We start from the raw sequence: 16,184 nt of genomic DNA, 5'->3' as shown, positions 1-16,184 counted from the left end.
ATTTATGCAACATCCCCGGAATACTCATTTAAATATTGTTTAATCTTATTTGCCATATAGTCTAACATTTCAACTGTCATACCCGGATAAACCCCAATCCAGAACGTGTTATTCATAATTTGATCGGTTTGTTCTAGATTTCCTATCACACGATAGCCCTTACCTTCTTGGCGCATCTCATCAAAACAAGGATGTTTCAGTAAATTCCCAGCAAACAACATGCGGGTTTGAATTCCTTGTTCCTCGAGATAACGTACCAGTTCATTCCGACTTATTCCTTCTTTCACCGTAATTAGAAAACCAAACCAGCTTGGTTTTGAATTTGCCGCGGGTTCCGGCAATATGACCTTATCTTGACAATCTATAAGACGTGAATATAGATACTCCCAATTTTTTATTCTTGCATCTACAAATGATGGTAACTTTTTTAATTGGGAACAACCAACAGCCGCTTGCATGTCGGTTACTTTCAGATTGTACCCAAAATGAGAATACACATATTTATGGTCGTATCCACAGGGAAGCTCTCCGTATTGGCCGTTAAAGCGACGTCCACAAGTATTATCTACTCCAGGATCACACCAGCAATCACGCCCCCAATCCCGAAATGAACGAATTATCTTATGCAGCAAACCATTTTTCGTATAAACCGCACCGCCTTCCCCCATTGTAATATGATGAGGCGGATAGAAACTTGATGTAGCAATATCACCAAAGGATCCTGTCTTCCCCCACTGTCCCTCCATTTCATAATCAGTCCCTAGAGCATCACAGTTATCTTCGATCAGCCAAAGCTTGTGTTCATCACAGAAATGTCGGATTTCTGCAATGTTAAAAGGATTGCCCAATGTATGTGCAATCATGACAGCTTTCGTCCTGTCCGATAATGCAGCCTTCAATTGACTACAATCAATGTTGTATTGTGGAATATTCACGTCCACAAAAACAGGTACTGCTCCAAATTGGATAATCGGAGATACAGTCGTAGGAAAGCCGGCGGCAACCGTAATGACTTCATCCCCACGCCGAATAGCCCTCTCTCCCAACTTTGGTGAAGTAAGGGCCATGAAGGCTATCAGGTTAGCAGAAGAGCCCGAATTGACAAGCGAACAAAATCGCACGCCTACATAACGAGCAAGGCTTTCTTCAAACTCTTCGGTATACCTACCGGCAGTCAGCCAAAAATCAAGTGAAGCATCTACGAGGTTAATCATATCCTCTTGATCAAATACCCGGCCCGCATAGGGAATACGATTTCCGGTAGTATAGGAATTTTGGGGTCTATGGTGCTCATTGTAATAATCATTTACCAAAGATAGAATTTGAGTTCTCAAGTCATCTGACATTTTTATTTACACTCCCGTAGTAATCCGAAATTTGAGCATCCGTATAGGCTGCAATATTATTTCCTTCATTGAGAAAGTGCTTGTACCAATCTACAGTTTTCTCGACTGCCTCTGTGATTGTCCACTTTTGCTTCCAATTAAGTATAGTTCTTGCTTTCATGCTGTCAATTTTTAAATATGTAGCTTCATGGTGTACACTGTCACTTTGGGTGAACCAAGTCAGATGGTCCCCCCAGTAATGACAAAATTGATCGACTAACTCCCCTGTTGTCAAACATTTTTCATCAGAGGGCCCAAAGTTGTAACTTCCCTCAAACCGTTCTTTCTCTTCATACTGTTTTTTTGCAAGCAGCAAGTAACCATCCAGACAATCCAATACATGTTGATAAGGTCTTACGGAATGAGGGGACCGTACAACTATAGCCTTCCCTTTACTGGCCGCACGAAAACAATCAGGGATAATACGGTCAGCTGCGAAATCTCCGCCTCCAATTACATTACCAGAACGCGCCGTAGATAAAGCTCTATTATCACCGGAATGAAAAAAGGAGTTGCGGTAACTGAATGTAACCAATTCACTACAAGACTTGCTATTAGAATAGGGATCAATTCCGCATAGGTTTTCGTTTTCACGATAAGCCCACAGGAACTCTTTGTTTTCATAAACCTTATCTGTTGTGATATTAACAATCGACCGAATGGTCTCACAGCGTCGGACAGCTTCCAAAATATGGACAGTTCCCATAATGTTAGTGCGAAAAGTCCCTACAGGATCAACGTATGACTGCAGAACAAGAGGCTGAGCCGCTAAATGAAACACGATATCCGGGCGAACTTTCGAAACAGTATCACAAAGAAAGTCCATGTTTTGGATATCCCCCGTATAGCTTTCTATCTTTTCTGACAGTTGAAACAAATTAAATAAGCCTTTACTTTCAGGCTCCAATGAATATCCTGTGACGGTGGCCCCAGCATTCAGTAAGAGGCGGCACAACCAACTTCCCTTAAATCCGGTGTGTCCGGTAACGAATATTTTTTTCCCTCGATAAAAATCAAGTACATCTAGACTTATATCCATACCTTCCATGGAGGATGCTCCTCTTTCCACAAGTCTTCTAAAGCGAACTTATCTCTCTGGGTATCCATGCACTGCCAGAATCCGTGATGCTTGTAAGCATGAAGCTGACCGTGATCGGCCAAATTTTTTAGAGGTTCTTTTTCAAAAAATTCGTTATCGTTTTCGCTTATATATTCGAACACCTGGGGCTCCAATACCATAAAACCACCGTTAATCCATGCGCTATTTTCAACAGCTTTTTCCTGAAAGCTATCTACTGTATTATCCTCATTTATTTCAAGCAATCCGAAACGGCCGGCCGGCTTAACAGCGGTCATGGTTGCTATTTTCCCCGCTTTTACATGATTTTCCAGCAACACATTTATATTAATGTCACTTACACCATCACCATAGGTGAGAAAAAATCTTTCATTTTGCACATACTTCTCAATCTTCTTGATTCTACCACCTGTTTGGGTTTCTAGTCCTGTATCGACCAGCGTGACCCGCCAAGGCTCCACGTTATTGTTATGAATGGTCATGCTGTTGTTATTAGAGAAGTCGAAAGTAATATCCGACATATGTAGATAATAGTCGGAGAAAAATTCTTTTATAACGTAACCTTTATATCCAAGACAAATGACAAAATCATTGAATCCAAAGCTAGAATAAATCTTCATAATATGCCAAAGGATGGGCTTACCGCCAATTTCAATCATTGGTTTTGGCTTCAGATGTGATTCTTCACTGATTCTTGTGCCTAGACCACCAGCCAACAATACAACTTTCATTCAGCCTCCTCTTTTCTATTCATTATTTTAATCAAACTATGCTGCAACTCATTGTTTTACTAAGAACCCCCTATTTAGTCTGAACCAGCACGTCATAATCAATCAATTTACGATTATTAAGGTACCAGTTATACAGCGACCCAATGCCGCTTCGTAAACTGCGGGGAGAAAAATCTAGCACTTGCTCTCGAAGCCTGTTGTTTGCACCAGTATAAGTCAAATTGCGACCTTCATTATGGACGATTATTGGTAAATCTTTGCCCGCAACCTCCAGAACCATCCGTGGGATATCAGTAAGGTCGCACGGAGCAGAAGTGCAAACGTTATAATCATGGAAATCCGGTGAATGTTCCAAAAACCAGTCCACTACCGAAAACAAATCGTCAATATAAAGAAAATCAAAAGAACAATCCTGTCGGATGGAAAGCGGCAAATCGAATATGGCCTTGCAACACAAATTTGAAATAAAGGTTGTTCTCCAGTTTTCATATTTACCATAAACGCCGAAAAGCCTAAGATTAAATATATTTTTGGAAGCTCGGGCAGCATGATTCATCACATATTTACCAAATCCATAAGCATTAGCGGGAATACTACGACCGATATCATTCTCTGAAACCAGATTAATTTCGTAACGTTTATCAAATTCTGCCCCAGAACCAAAATAAATAATCTTTTCTAGCTGATTATGACAGAATTCGAGATTATAATACATTTTTAAGTTAGCATCCAGTTCTGCTTCTGAATTAAGGGCACGGTTAGTATATGTCGCAGCATGAACTACACAATCAATTCGGTTTTTATCAATAAAGCGCATAACTTGATCTAGATCACATAAATCTAATTCCGTACTTGATGTTACGAAAACCTGGTTGCTGTCTTCCAAATGTTCTTTCAGATTACGCCCAATGAATCCGTTTGGCCCCGCTCCTGTAATCCAAACCCGCTTCATTTTTCGTCCACCGAAACTTTCATATTTTCACGAACCTCTTCAGGAGAAAGGTAGGGATATAAATTTTCTAGCGAAGAAGAAATTAGGGTCCCATCCTCATTAACCTTAGTCATCGCTTTGGGAATTTCATCAAATAAGATGCTCCCCATAACTTCACATAGAACCGGACGGCTGTCTTTCATCACCTGATCAAGGATTTCGTCCAACTTATCATTGGTATCGATTCGGTAGTAGTCCAAACCGTACAAATCGGCCAATTTGTCAGCAGCAGGAAACTCAAGTAATGTCTCTGGGGTACAAGCCGAGTAATTAGATTTAAAATGATTTCGCTGCATCACATAGATGGAAGCGTATCCTCCATTGTTCAATACGAAGAGCTTAATAGGAAGCCCATATGTGGATATAAGCTGAAGCTCTTGAAGGTTGTGCTGCAAGCTTCCGTCTCCTTCTAAAGCTATCGTCCTCTGCTTGCCCCCGGCAATGGAAGCGGCGATAGCGGAAGGTAATGTAAAGCCCATAGAACCTAGTCCCATTGAAGTAATGAATTTTTGGCCTTCATGGACATTAAAAGCCATATGGGAAATTCCACAAGTACGGCCGGATGATGAACCAACCAAAATATCATCTTGTGAACACCGGCTACTAATCTCGTACCCCAACCTGTATCCGTCTACACAACCACTGTCTTCAAATGGTTGCTTTTCTTTTATCAGCTGATATTTTTCCCGCATTTCACGACAATAAGAGAGCCAATTGGTTAAATTAGGTTTATCATAAAGTTCAATTTGATCCTGCATAGCTAGGACAAAAGAAGAGGCGTCAATCACTAAAGTTTCTGAAAGTGGGATTGATAGCCGATTGATTTCGTTCTCATCAATGTCAACGATTACTTTCTTTGCATTTGATGCAAAATTTTCAAGATTGTACGCTGTCATGGGGGCATTCAAACGTGACCCAATAATAATCAAAAGATCGGTATTCTGTAAGATGTAGTTGGAAGATCGTGCACCTGGCGAACCTGGATGACCAAAGTATAACGGATCAGAATCAGAGAAAACTCCTTTTGCCCTCCACGAGGCAAGAACGGGAATACCCAAATTGCGTACGAGCAGTTGAAACTCCTCGGAAGCATCCGAGGCGACCAAACCATATCCAATCAAAAAGGCAGGTCGTTTCGCTTTATTCAATAAGTCATAAATTCTGTTTATTTGCATTTCATCGATTGTATTGGATTTTTTGAAAAAACCCTCTTCTTCAGGATTAAACCCGTAAAGTGTGATCTCATCTATTGTTGCACCCTGTATGTCGAGAGGAATATCTACCCAGACAGGGCCACGACGTCCATTGGTTGCTAAATAAAGCGCCTTCTCCAAGTGATAGCGTATACTTTGCTTGTCCAGCACGATTACAGCATACTTGGTAATAGGCTTGGCAATAGCAACAACATCAACCTCTTGAGCACCCACCTGCCGTACGCCGGTGCCAATTGCAAGATCGGTTGATTTAGCTTGTCCGGAAATCACCAGCACGGGATTGGAGTCCAGATAAGATGCCGTTACGCCCGTAATAGCATTGGTTCCGCCCGGTCCAGTTGTTAAGAGACACACTCCTAACTTATTCGTATATTGAGCATAGCTATCTGCGCAGATGGACGTAGCTTGTTCATTTAAATTACATATAATGTTTAAGGCTGGTGAACGTTCGGCTGAGTCTAGCAAATGCATCATTCCGCCACCGGAAATAAGAAAAACATCCCTCACTCCAATGTTTTCAACGAATTGAATGACATAATCAGAGAGCTTTATCATGAAAAATCCTCCTTATTCCATCCCAGCGACCAGATCGGTTAATTGTTCTACAGTAAGCCATTCGGTATTTGTACCGGAATTGTATTCGAATCCTGGGGAGACCTTTCTTCCACCAGGAATATAATTTTTCTCGTCATAGACCCACCAATCCATGTTTGGATATATAACGAAGTAATCGTCATACTCATAGGTATAAGCGGAATCTTCGGAGGTGATCATAACTTCGTGCATTTTCTCGCCTTCACGAATCCCCACCTGTTGCAATTCATGAGAAGGAGCCATCGCTTTAGCCAAGTCAGTTATTTTGAAAGAAGGAATTTTAGAAATATAGGTTTCTCCACCACGGGAATTCTGCAAAGCGGTCAGTACAAGCTCTACACCCTGGTTTAAACTGATCCAGAACCGAGTCATTTGGAAGTCTGTTATAGGCAGACTTGAAACTCCGTTACACAAAAGTTCTTTGAAATATGGAATGACCGAACCACGGCTGCCTGCAACATTTCCATAACGGACAACCGAAAAGGAACTTTTTGTCCCTCCTGTGTAGGCATTTGCGGAAATGAATAGCTTATCAGAAACTAATTTTGTACCGCCATACAAGTTGATCGGGTTAACTGCTTTATCGGTCGAGAGTGCCACGACCTTCTTTACATTGCGGTCCAAAGCCGCATCAATAACATTCGTTGCACCATTAATATTTGTTTTAATGGCTTCAATTGGGTTGTATTCACAAACAGGAACTTGTTTCATAGCAGCTGCATGAATCACGTAGTCCACACCGTCAAATGCTCGCATAAGACGATCAGCATCGCGGACATCACCGATAAAAAATCTTAGAACATCTGTATATTCTTTAAACTTACTCTTCATTAAAAATTGTTTATACTCATCTCGGGAGAAGATAATGATTTTTTTCGGCTTATAATTATTCAATAGATATTCAGTAAAATATTGACCGAACGAACCAGTTCCTCCAGTTATCAGTACTACTTTATCATTCAGCATTGTATCATCCTAACTGTATCGCTTAGATACGAAAAATTTTGTTAAACAATTCACAGGCGTCATATACATTCTCTACTCCAAAAAGGGAGGAATCCAAAACCAACGAACCATCCTTTTGGATTCCTCGCTTGTATTGCTTTTCAGTAGGGTTAAGATAAGTCACCCCTTTAAAGTTGGGGTTTTCCGAGTACGTTTCTTTGAACCATTGCGTGAACGCCTTATCTCCAAGAGCTGTTGAAGAAACTTCATACTCATGTACTCTCTCTTGAAAACTAGGATCTGTTGCCGAAAGAGATTCAACACATGAGGAATACGCCAAAATCCAGTTCAAACCATATAGATTAAACTTGGGATTTATTCGTTTTTGGCATATTTTTGCATACTGGTTAAACAACAGCCATTTATCAGAAAACCCTCGAAGAGGAAATACTTTGGTATTATAAACTCTCTGATAGTTGGTGTAAAATTGCTTGTTTTTTTTCTTATACTCCATTACTGCATCGCTGGACTGAAGCATTTTTGTGGTTTGAATACCAGCACTATGAGAGGACATCCCTGCGATTGTTATTGGGTGCATGATATAAAGCAAACGATCGTTTAGCGCATAGTTTATCAAGCCCATATAAATATCCTGTGAATCACCATCAAGAAACTTCCCAGTTTTCTCTATTATTTTGTGTATGTAATTTCGTCGAAATCCGGAATTAATGTAAAACATAGGAAGCGCGTACATTGGGACGGTCAAATTCATTATGGATTGAAGAGAATCATTGCAATCAATATAGCCAGTTTGGACATTCTCCGCTTGATAAGAACAAGTTGGAATAACAAGTTGATCCTCCTGACTCTTATTCCCCCCAGGCCAACAATATAACAGCCGGTCCCAGAAAATCACATCTTCATCCGGGAAATCGTTCAGTTTGTTCCGCAGCGTTTCCAATCCATGGTATAACACAGCGTCATCGGATCCGATTGAGAAAACAAATTCCCCCTCCGCTTTGCAATATGCAAATTCAAAACTTTCTTTAAGCAGCAGTTCCCGTTCGGGACGATAGTATTTAATGCGCGGATCGTTCACTTTCTGAACAAGCCGCAAAGTGTCGTCGTTATCTGGTGAGCTGTTATCGCTAATAACAACTTCAAAATCATCACCTTGATCATAAAGGCATGTTTTCAGCGTATGTTCCAATGTTTCCGGATTGTTCCGTGTCGGAATCACAATGCTGATTAGTAAAGAAGGGTTTGTCCAATCCTTAGAAATGTTAATATTGTAGAGCTTATTAAGAGTACGGTAGAAATCGCCGAACAAGCCATGCGATAGTACGTCTTCATTAGTCGGGGCAAAAACGATTTCAAAACGATTACCTATGCCGTCAAGGGTGTCCGCATCCTCAATCCTATCCAGCGCTATCGAACGACAAATGACATCACAATGCCGATGAGGACTAAATTCATCTGTAATTTTCTGAATAATATAAGGTATGGTGTCAAACTTATTAGTTTCGGATTGAAGCATCACTGGTCGAATGAGATGAATGCCGCCTTTGTCCTCCATATTCTCGAAGATGACTGTAAGGATCTCACCCAAATCAGGAGAAGCTTGAACAGTGACTTCAACAGGCTCAGCAAGATAAAAAATTTGGTTGCCCAACTGGCGCAATATAAAAGTCAACAACATAAAAGCTGTGTCTTCCCCAAACGGTTTCTCTGTTATAAAAATAAAATCTTGCCCGGCGGCGGATCTAAAACTGTTGAACACAACATATAGCTTCGAAATCTGCTTCATCTTATTCTCAATATCTTCTATTACATCTTTAGTGTCTTCTGAGGAATCTGCCGCATAACGACAATAAGCTGCAAAGCAAAGTGCACTTTCGACAAAAAGCTCACGTACGAAATAGATATTACCCAAATTATAGTATAGATCAGCACATTCCGGATACAGTGATAGGCCATCTATCACTGTATCTTCCGCATCTTCTGGTTGCCGCATTGCTAAGAGAAGTATAGCTTTGGCATCAATAAACTCAGGATCAGAAAATTCATCAAGAGATCTCATAATTTCAAAAGCGCCCTCTAGATTTCCAACCTCAATAAATCTTTTCATTTTTGCCACGGCATTTTCTGAATTCATTATTTTAGCTCCGCCCAACCATCTTAGATGAGGAGATATTATAGTCTAGTAACATCTCCATATAACTGGTACTCGTCTTTTTATTACTTCATCTATATACCAATACAGTTATTATCGGCACTATTGATTACAAACTTCACTGCAAATAAATTCCTGTTATTAGAAAAAATTAGCAATTGGTGAAGTTTAGCTGTCAGTCCTCTCTGGGATTACAAGTACAGCAAGGAGTTGGCCCTGAGTCGGTCGCGACGCGATCCGCATCGGGACCGTTGCTTCTCCGACGCTTTAATTCGAGTCTTGGAGAGAAGAGGGGGGAGAAATCTGCTTTCAAGCGGAAATTGTAACTTTGATACTACAAAGATAACAAGTTTAGTTATAGCTTGGAAGTTCAACTTGAGTCCCTTCAGAAATATTGTAGGACTAACAGGTTGTCGATCTATCAGGCTCACCCAACCATCTTAGATGAGAAGATAGTATAGTTTAGGAACATCTCCATATATCTGGTACTTGTCTTTTTATTACTTCATCACATACCAATACAGTTATTATCGGCAGTATTGATTACGAACTATACTATGTCACTAAAGAAATTCCTGTCTAATGTAAAAATTAGTTACTACTTAGGTTGTCTAAAAACTGAATTGGTTACGAAGAGCGTTGGTTAGCGAGGAGAGCACGGGAAGTTGCTGTTTGAGGAGCGTCGAAATCACACTCCGCATTCTTGCAAAGTTTCTTGCGCCTGACCCTGTGCGGAACGAGCCGGAAACCTTCTGCTTAACTTTAACCATACGCAAATCACGCTCTGCCTGATTGTTGTCAAACGGGATGTGGTCATCCCAAAGAAACCGGATAATCGACTCTTTATGAATTAGGAATCGCTCTCCAAGGTTGGTGGCTTTGCTCTTTATTTTTCGACCTTCGGAGGAACGCTAGAGAGATTACTAAACGAAATTCAGCGTACGTAGCTACTTATTTTGGATGAATGGGGATATATTCCTGTGGGTAAAGAAGGATCGCAACTCCTCTTCCGCGTCATTGCTGACAGTTACGAGAGCCGAAGCCTAGTGATTACGACAAATTTGGAGTTTTCTAAATGGGGTACTGTCTTCACGGATGACCAGATGGCAGCTGCGATGATTGACCGTTTGGCTCATCATGGGCACCTGCTCGTATTTGAGGGTGAAAGTTACCGGATGAAGAATGCACTTATGAAACAGCGTTAACAGGAGCGCATGTAAAAGGAGGAGATTAACATGATGAGGATTGAAGATGAGCGAAACGGCATCGCTGAGATGGATGCGACCATTGATAGTCTACGGAAGGAAATCCAGCGACTCAAGGAAGAACGCGATGCGCTCGAACGGGGGAATTTGGGGCTTTACCGGAAGCTGACCGAGCCTAGTTTTTGAAGATCCATATGAAAAAAATACCCATGATAACGATGGGGAAAAATGCACGATTTTTTTTTGGAAATTAGCTTGACGAAATACAAGCAAGTCAAGAGCTCATGAACAACGATTTCATTGGGCTCGTCCACAAAGTGAAGCGTCGTCCCTGCGTGACCTTTCGGGGCTCCTTTTTTACCGCCAGGGGTACGAAGATTCGTCGGTTTGCGCAATCCATCGCTAGAAGGAGGCTTGCTGCTGTTGTTGCTATTCTGACTGAGTTGCGGTTCTAATTCGTGAACGCGCTTCTCCAATACTTCTATCCGTTTGGCTTGTTGATCTACAATCGCGAGTAACGCATGGAAGTAACCCGCAATTTCTTCATCACCTTTGCAAATGTTGTTTACCTGTTGCGCTGTTAACTTCATCGGTCTCGCTCCCTCACAGAAAATCTTTATGTAATACTTCTACATGAGGACCGAGTTTTCCCGTAAAGCGATAAAAAAAGTTTCTATCGGATTAGGGAGACCTAAGTAGTAACAAAAATTATGATAATGATATCATTTTGCTAATTGGATTGACTATGCCTTAATACTCCCAGTACAGCCAGATTAGGCTCATCCGAAACATCAAGGACGTGCTGAAAAGCAAGGGGATTTCCGTAAGTTCTTCCCTATTTGCTACTAAAAATTTTGCGTTATTTATGATACGGTTCACCGTAAGAGCGTTGGAGAATCGTCTTGCATTGAATTTTTCCCAAGTGGAAGATACAATGGGATTACCCTTTTCTTAAGCACACTGCTTAGAATATGAAAATATATGCAAAAGGTGAGTACTGATATAATTGGAGGGATTAAACAATGGGATGCCGAGTATGTGGAGAAGAGCTTGTTCTTTTTGAAATTGTAGATGACTGCAGGTACGAACACAATTTCTTAAATACAATAGCTTTTAAAACAATTACTAAAAATATTGAATGTTATCAATGCCCAGTATGTACACATCTTCAAACGGAATATATATTACCGGATGATTATTATAATAAGTATACTGGTTTTGGGGGTGCATCACAGTACTATGGTTCATTAAATTTAACAGATAATAAAATAGCTAAAATTAAAAAATATTCTTCAAGCAATGAGAGGATTATGGATATAGGGTGCGGAACGGGAAAAGCGCTTAAAGCAGCTGAAAAATATTTTAAAAGTTGTTTAGGTGTTGATCCGTCTAAATTACATTCAGACATGGCAAAAAGGGATGGTCTGAATGTGATTAATGCCTATTTTGATAAATCTCTTAATATTGGAAAAGACTATTCAGCTTTTATGAGCTCTCAAGTTTTTGAACATCTTTGTGATTTTTATAGCATTTTGGATTATGCTTATGAGATATTGGAACCAGGTGGGGTAGGACTAATTAATGTACCAAATGGGCAGAGCATTGTAGAAAAATCTCTATATCATCAAGTTATTTGTGAGCACGTGAATTATTTTACACCATTTAGTTTGGCGACAATGGTAAAAAAATCAAAATTTGATATTATTGAAATAGAAAATGTTACGGATACAACAGAATTAGATATATATGTAAGAAAACCAAAAAAACATACTGGATTTAATAGTGCAAAAGAACATCAAAGAAAAAAGTTGCAACAAATAATATATAACCATAAGAACATTACTATTTGGGGCGCTGGCGCAAAAAGTGAAGTGTATTCAAAACTGATAGATAAAACAAATACTATTAAACACCTTGTAGATTCATCTGATGATAAAGTAGGTCTTTATATTAGTGGCATTGATTTGCAAATTGAAAAAGTTCAGCAAAGCATAATTAATGAGAGTGATTTGATTATAATTTTTGCTTCGGCATACAATAAAGAAATAACTGATACTTTACGTATTAACTATGGTTATACGAATACCATAGTTTGTTTTGAAGGAGAAGAGGTTCTTGTACAACTATAGATGTTGAAAAAAGATAATGTAAGCACTGATTTATTTTAATACTTGGTTTCAATTATTGTTACTGCATCTGATGATGTCATTGATTTTTACAAAGTGTTAATCATGAATTCGGAATGTGGATAACCTGAATCTGTGGATAAGTTGCTATACAATGAAATTCGGGATCGAGTTGTTACGAAACTTTCGTTATTATGCACAAACACGCAAATCGGTTGTGTGTTTGTGCAACCCAAAGAAACCTTGATTTTTACAGGTGAAGGAAAGGCGATTTTCGTTAGGTTTTGCTCGTATGCAAACCTTTGAAAAAAAACACGAAACTACCAATCTATTAATAGAGCTCTATTTCTATCATTCCACACCAAATGGCGAAGAGCCTTTATTTAACAATGAAAGATGCCACTATTGGAAACATCATGAAGTGATAGGGTAGTAGCTCAAGCTGTATGTATATAAAAATGCACCTTGCTGATAGGTAATTTTGGTTGTAGTGATACCTCCATTTACCATATTCGCATAGGTGCATGTTTGTTTATTTATACTCCCAGGGGTACCGTTTGAACAGGCCCTTTAAATTAATAGTTCTTAACCACTGAATAGCATTCCGGAAACCTCTCTTTAAATACTCGCAGTACTTCTTTTTTTTCTTCCTCGTCACAATATCTTAGCAAAAGAGTGTAAGCTCCAAGGCTGTTTGTTTCTAACTCAATTGCTTTTCGCAAAAACTGCAAACTCTCTTTAATCTCATCTTGCATCAGGTAGAGCCTAGCTAGATTTTCATATCCAGATGATTCTAGTTTGTCATCTAATAGCAGGTGTGAATAATAGTCGATAGCAAGCTGATATTGACCGTTTCCTATAAAATGGTCTCCTAATCGATTGGCTATAACATACTTATCCTGTTGTGAGGCATTCTGAATTAATGAATCATAAGCACTATAATGACCCATATTAAATAAATCGATAAGTATCGATACACTTAACTCAATATCAATATGATCTTCTGAGTGATAAGGCTTATTCCAAATTACTTCGGCAATTGTCATAAGTTTATTGATTTGTCCCTGTTGATCTGATGAGTTGTCCAAGTGAATATCCGATAAACAGGTGTCAAAAGTCTGAAGATCATCAGAAATCAAAGCGTATCGCATTTGGGATAGAGAAGATAAAGGAATATTTTCTCTCAAACATAGATGATAAAAGTGCTCTGCTAGTTCCTTATGACTTAGTAGCAATGCAATTTCAAATAACTGTAACACTTGTGTCCGACTCATTTCGAGGTAAATCTTGTCTAGTAAAGTAATGATTGATGATATAGGTTCATTTGGCAGCAAAATTTTTAAAAGTTGAAACAAAACGGCTTGGTTGCTACTGTCGAGATTTATTAGTTTGGTTAATGCATAGACTGTTTTTGGAATATCGAGTAGTGAATGATAAATGCTGGCTAAATTAGAATAAGGAATAAAGCTGCCGTAGTTTGGTGATACAACCCAATAACGCCCGCTTGAATCCTTGGGATTCTCCGCGATTTGGATACACAATTCAAAAAACTCAGCCGCCTTTTCGTAGAGACCGACATCTTTGTATATCGCGGCCTTGAAACAAAAATAATCAACTTGATCAGGCCAGCGTTGGATACCTTCCTCAACCAAACTCATGGCATCGTCAAACAGTTCTAACGTCATAAGTACAGAAACAGTCCGATTAAAGCAATGTAGCATATAAACTTGATTTTTTGATCGATTAGTCATAGCTTTTTTGTAGTTTTCTAGGGCCTTAGGAAAGTCCCGAATAGCGAAATATTCATTTCCGAGTGTGTAGTAGTCGTATTCTTCAAATTCCTTTGTTTCCTTTAGTTTTTCGAATATAGCTAAGTTACGATTGGATTTGTCTTTTTCACGCAAAGTTTCTTCCGTGTAACCAGTATGAAAGATGTGCAGAGATGGATAAAAAGTTGTTTGCAATTCCCCGTTTTGGTATATAAGTTGTTCATGTATTGGGCGTACAAAATAAATGTCAGGATGATTTAGAAATATGCGTATAGCTGTTGATTCAACAAACTTACCTGATTGAACAGATTCTGTAAAATTATAAATGGGGAGCAAGAAACTGATGGGTTTTGTACTATCCAGCGAAAGTAAAAAACTCCGCATTTGAGCCAGCTCTTCTGTTTGCACATATTCATCAGCATCCAAAATAAGGATCCATTTAGAGCGAGATTTACGAAGGGCTTCGTTCTTAGCAGCGGAGAAATCTTGTTCCCATTTATATTCATATAACTGCTCCGTGTATTCTCTAGCAATTTCTCTAGTTCCGTCAGTAGATCCAGTATCAATGATGATAATTTCGTCCACGCAGTCACGAATACTAGTCAGACACCTACGAAGAACTTTTTCTTCATTTTTGACAATCATGCAAAGTGACAGCAGCTTATCCATGAATCCTCCTTATTGAACTCATCTATTGAAGTGAACATATTATACCATGTCAAATCATGTTTGTAAGATAAGAGGGGAGTTATAAAACAAATAAATTATGAAAACTATTTAGTGAGATTATTTACCCTGTGGATAATGTGCACAACTCTGTGCATAACTTTGTTAATAAGTTGTAAAGAAGCCCGCCGCGACAAGATTCTACAAATTTCTCACTTATCCACGGCTTGTATATACCCGAATTTTCTAAATATTTAATTTATGGTTAAGTTAGAAATTGACAGGTCAAGCTTAGGGGTGATATAGTCGAAAAGTAAGGGCTTACATTTTTTAAAACGAAGGGAATGTGTACGTTATGCAAGGTAAAGTGAAATGGTTCAATGCGGAAAAAGGTTATGGTTTCATTGAGCGTGAAGATGGAGGAGATGTATTCGTGCACTTCTCAGCAATTCAATCTGAAGGGTTCAAAACGTTGGATGAAGGTCAAGCCGTTGAGTTTGACATTGTGGAAGGCGCGCGCGGACCACAAGCCGCTAATGTAAGCAGACTATAACCATTCGGTACGAGGTACCGCTTGTATACATCTAAGAGCACACTCTAGGGAATACTCCTAGGGTGTTTTTTTTGTACAATGTTAGCTCGGAATTTAAAGGAATTATGAAGATGAGGGTGGAATGTAGTATACTGTAAGTAAGGAAGGGAGATGTTTAACTATGATGATTAGCATACGCGGAGAACACCTTGAAGTAACTGAAGCCCTTAGGGACTATGTGGACAAGAAATTGACCAGACTTGAGAGGTATTTTGAAGCCCCCCTTACATCAGATGTACAAGTGAAACTAAGCGTTATTAAAGGACTGCAATCCATTGAGGTTAGCATTCCACTGACAGGCGTGCTGCTCCGAGCTGAGGAGCGTAATGCGGATATGTACGCATCGATCGATTTGGTCGTGGACAAGTTGGAACGCCAAATTCGCAAACACAAAACGAGAACGAACCGCAAAATTCGCCAAGAAGGCGGCAAGCGTGACCTGTTTAAAGTTGAAACTTCAGCTGTTACTTATGTAGAAGAGGAAGAAGATTTTGAATTGGTTCGGAACAAACGCTTTGATTTGAAGCCGATGGATGTGGAAGAAGCGATTCTTCAAATGAACATGGTTGGGCATAACTTCTTTGTTTTCTCCAACATGGATACAGACACGGTAAATGTCGTTTATAAACGCAACGATGGTAAATACGGACTTATAGAGCCAGCTATTTAAGAAATTTAGCCCTTATACTTTCTCAAAAATGAGCTTGATTCGATT

General features: G+C 39.4%; 15 protein-coding genes. 5 read left to right on the top strand and 10 right to left on the bottom strand.

Annotated elements, in window-relative coordinates:
- Positions 1-2: 2 nt before the first annotated feature.
- The 8 genes from rfbH to BC351_RS22440 form a co-directional block, all read right to left on the bottom strand.
- Positions 3-1,346 carry a lipopolysaccharide biosynthesis protein RfbH gene (gene rfbH, locus BC351_RS22475; protein WP_079415107.1) on the bottom strand — a complete coding sequence of 448 codons (1,344 nt, stop codon included), beginning with the start codon at positions 1,344-1,346 and terminating at the stop codon, positions 3-5.
- A complete protein-coding gene (gene rfbG, locus BC351_RS22470) occupies positions 1,336-2,433 on the bottom strand; it encodes a CDP-glucose 4,6-dehydratase (protein WP_079415105.1) in 1,098 nt (365 codons plus the stop codon). The genes rfbH and rfbG overlap by 11 nt, the downstream gene beginning before the upstream one ends.
- A complete protein-coding gene (gene rfbF / locus BC351_RS22465; RefSeq protein WP_079415103.1) occupies positions 2,415-3,194 on the bottom strand; it encodes a glucose-1-phosphate cytidylyltransferase in 780 nt (259 codons plus the stop codon). Before rfbF ends, rfbG begins: the two co-directional genes overlap by 19 nt.
- A 70-nt stretch (positions 3,195-3,264) precedes the next feature.
- On the bottom strand, positions 3,265-4,146 hold the full coding sequence (locus BC351_RS22460; RefSeq protein ID WP_079415101.1) for an NAD-dependent epimerase/dehydratase family protein: 882 nt from the start codon (positions 4,144-4,146) through the stop codon (positions 3,265-3,267).
- Positions 4,143-5,954: a thiamine pyrophosphate-binding protein gene (locus BC351_RS22455; protein ID WP_079415099.1), complete on the bottom strand. Its 1,812-nt coding sequence runs from the start codon at positions 5,952-5,954 to the stop codon at positions 4,143-4,145. The genes BC351_RS22460 and BC351_RS22455 overlap by 4 nt, the downstream gene beginning before the upstream one ends.
- Positions 5,955-5,966: 12 nt before the next feature.
- A complete protein-coding gene (gene pseB / locus BC351_RS22450; RefSeq protein WP_079415097.1) occupies positions 5,967-6,959 on the bottom strand; it encodes a UDP-N-acetylglucosamine 4,6-dehydratase (inverting) in 993 nt (330 codons plus the stop codon).
- A gap of 22 nt (positions 6,960-6,981) precedes the next feature.
- Complete coding sequence (locus BC351_RS22445; protein WP_079415095.1) at positions 6,982-9,093, bottom strand: glycosyltransferase family 2 protein; 2,112 nt, start codon at positions 9,091-9,093, stop codon at positions 6,982-6,984.
- A gap of 629 nt (positions 9,094-9,722) precedes the next feature.
- The gene (locus tag BC351_RS22440) at positions 9,723-10,001 is read right to left on the bottom strand and encodes an IS66 family transposase (RefSeq protein ID WP_079415093.1); all 279 of its coding nucleotides are present in this window, start codon (positions 9,999-10,001) and stop codon (positions 9,723-9,725) included.
- Between the two features lie 66 nt (positions 10,002-10,067).
- On the opposite strand from BC351_RS22440, the gene BC351_RS22435 reads away from it, so the two are divergent.
- Together BC351_RS22435 and BC351_RS42375 are read left to right on the top strand one after the other, a co-directional pair.
- Positions 10,068-10,316: an ATP-binding protein gene (locus tag BC351_RS22435; RefSeq protein ID WP_279628358.1), complete on the top strand. Its 249-nt coding sequence runs from the start codon at positions 10,068-10,070 to the stop codon at positions 10,314-10,316.
- A gap of 30 nt (positions 10,317-10,346) precedes the next feature.
- Complete coding sequence (locus BC351_RS42375; protein ID WP_158082193.1) at positions 10,347-10,502, top strand: hypothetical protein; 156 nt, start codon at positions 10,347-10,349, stop codon at positions 10,500-10,502.
- Here the strand turns inward: BC351_RS42375 and BC351_RS43970 are convergent.
- Complete coding sequence (locus BC351_RS43970) at positions 10,472-10,906, bottom strand: DUF6444 domain-containing protein (RefSeq protein WP_144028494.1); 435 nt, start codon at positions 10,904-10,906, stop codon at positions 10,472-10,474. The two genes, BC351_RS42375 and BC351_RS43970, sit on opposite strands and share 31 nt — an antisense overlap.
- Positions 10,907-11,338: 432 nt before the next feature.
- Here BC351_RS43970 and BC351_RS22425 point away from each other — a divergent pair, with 432 nt between their 5' ends.
- Positions 11,339-12,445, top strand: a complete 1,107-nt coding sequence (locus tag BC351_RS22425; RefSeq protein WP_079415091.1) for a class I SAM-dependent methyltransferase — start codon at positions 11,339-11,341, stop codon at positions 12,443-12,445.
- Positions 12,446-13,017: 572 nt separating this feature from the next.
- Here BC351_RS22425 and BC351_RS22420 read toward each other — a convergent pair.
- Positions 13,018-14,880, bottom strand: coding sequence for a glycosyltransferase (locus BC351_RS22420; protein WP_079415089.1), 1,863 nt, complete (start codon positions 14,878-14,880; stop codon positions 13,018-13,020).
- Positions 14,881-15,232: 352 nt separating this feature from the next.
- Between BC351_RS22420 and BC351_RS22415 the strand changes: the two genes are divergently transcribed.
- Entirely contained in the window at positions 15,233-15,430 is a 198-nt protein-coding gene (locus tag BC351_RS22415; protein WP_028556842.1) for a cold shock domain-containing protein, read from the top strand.
- 160 nt (positions 15,431-15,590) lie between these two features.
- Complete coding sequence (hpf, locus tag BC351_RS22410; protein WP_079415087.1) at positions 15,591-16,139, top strand: ribosome hibernation-promoting factor, HPF/YfiA family; 549 nt, start codon at positions 15,591-15,593, stop codon at positions 16,137-16,139.
- Positions 16,140-16,184 lie beyond the last annotated feature (45 nt).

The sequence above is a fragment of the Paenibacillus ferrarius genome (assembly GCF_002027705.1).
In the GTDB taxonomy this organism is placed as follows: domain Bacteria; phylum Bacillota; class Bacilli; order Paenibacillales; family NBRC-103111; genus Paenibacillus_E; species Paenibacillus_E ferrarius.
Note: the sequence above shows the minus strand (reverse complement) of the source record. Positions and strands in the feature narration are given on the sequence as shown.

Excerpts from the sequence above, each read along its gene's own strand:
- rfbH (WP_079415107.1), bottom strand. The coding sequence starts at position 1,346 with ATGTCAGATGACTTGAGAACTCAAATTCTATCTTTGGTAAATGATTAT.
- rfbG (WP_079415105.1), bottom strand. The coding sequence starts at position 2,433 with ATGGAAGGTATGGATATAAGTCTAGATGTACTTGATTTTTATCGAGGG.
- rfbF (WP_079415103.1), bottom strand. The coding sequence starts at position 3,194 with ATGAAAGTTGTATTGTTGGCTGGTGGTCTAGGCACAAGAATCAGTGAA.
- BC351_RS22460 (WP_079415101.1), bottom strand. The coding sequence starts at position 4,146 with ATGAAGCGGGTTTGGATTACAGGAGCGGGGCCAAACGGATTCATTGGG.
- BC351_RS22455 (WP_079415099.1), bottom strand. The coding sequence starts at position 5,954 with ATGATAAAGCTCTCTGATTATGTCATTCAATTCGTTGAAAACATTGGA.
- pseB (WP_079415097.1), bottom strand. The coding sequence starts at position 6,959 with ATGCTGAATGATAAAGTAGTACTGATAACTGGAGGAACTGGTTCGTTC.
- BC351_RS22445 (WP_079415095.1), bottom strand. The coding sequence starts at position 9,093 with ATGAATTCAGAAAATGCCGTGGCAAAAATGAAAAGATTTATTGAGGTT.
- BC351_RS42375 (WP_158082193.1), top strand. The coding sequence starts at position 10,347 with ATGATGAGGATTGAAGATGAGCGAAACGGCATCGCTGAGATGGATGCG.
- BC351_RS43970 (WP_144028494.1), bottom strand. The coding sequence starts at position 10,906 with ATGAAGTTAACAGCGCAACAGGTAAACAACATTTGCAAAGGTGATGAA.
- BC351_RS22425 (WP_079415091.1), top strand. The coding sequence starts at position 11,339 with ATGGGATGCCGAGTATGTGGAGAAGAGCTTGTTCTTTTTGAAATTGTA.
- BC351_RS22420 (WP_079415089.1), bottom strand. The coding sequence starts at position 14,880 with ATGGATAAGCTGCTGTCACTTTGCATGATTGTCAAAAATGAAGAAAAA.
- BC351_RS22415 (WP_028556842.1), top strand. The coding sequence starts at position 15,233 with ATGCAAGGTAAAGTGAAATGGTTCAATGCGGAAAAAGGTTATGGTTTC.
- hpf (WP_079415087.1), top strand. The coding sequence starts at position 15,591 with ATGATGATTAGCATACGCGGAGAACACCTTGAAGTAACTGAAGCCCTT.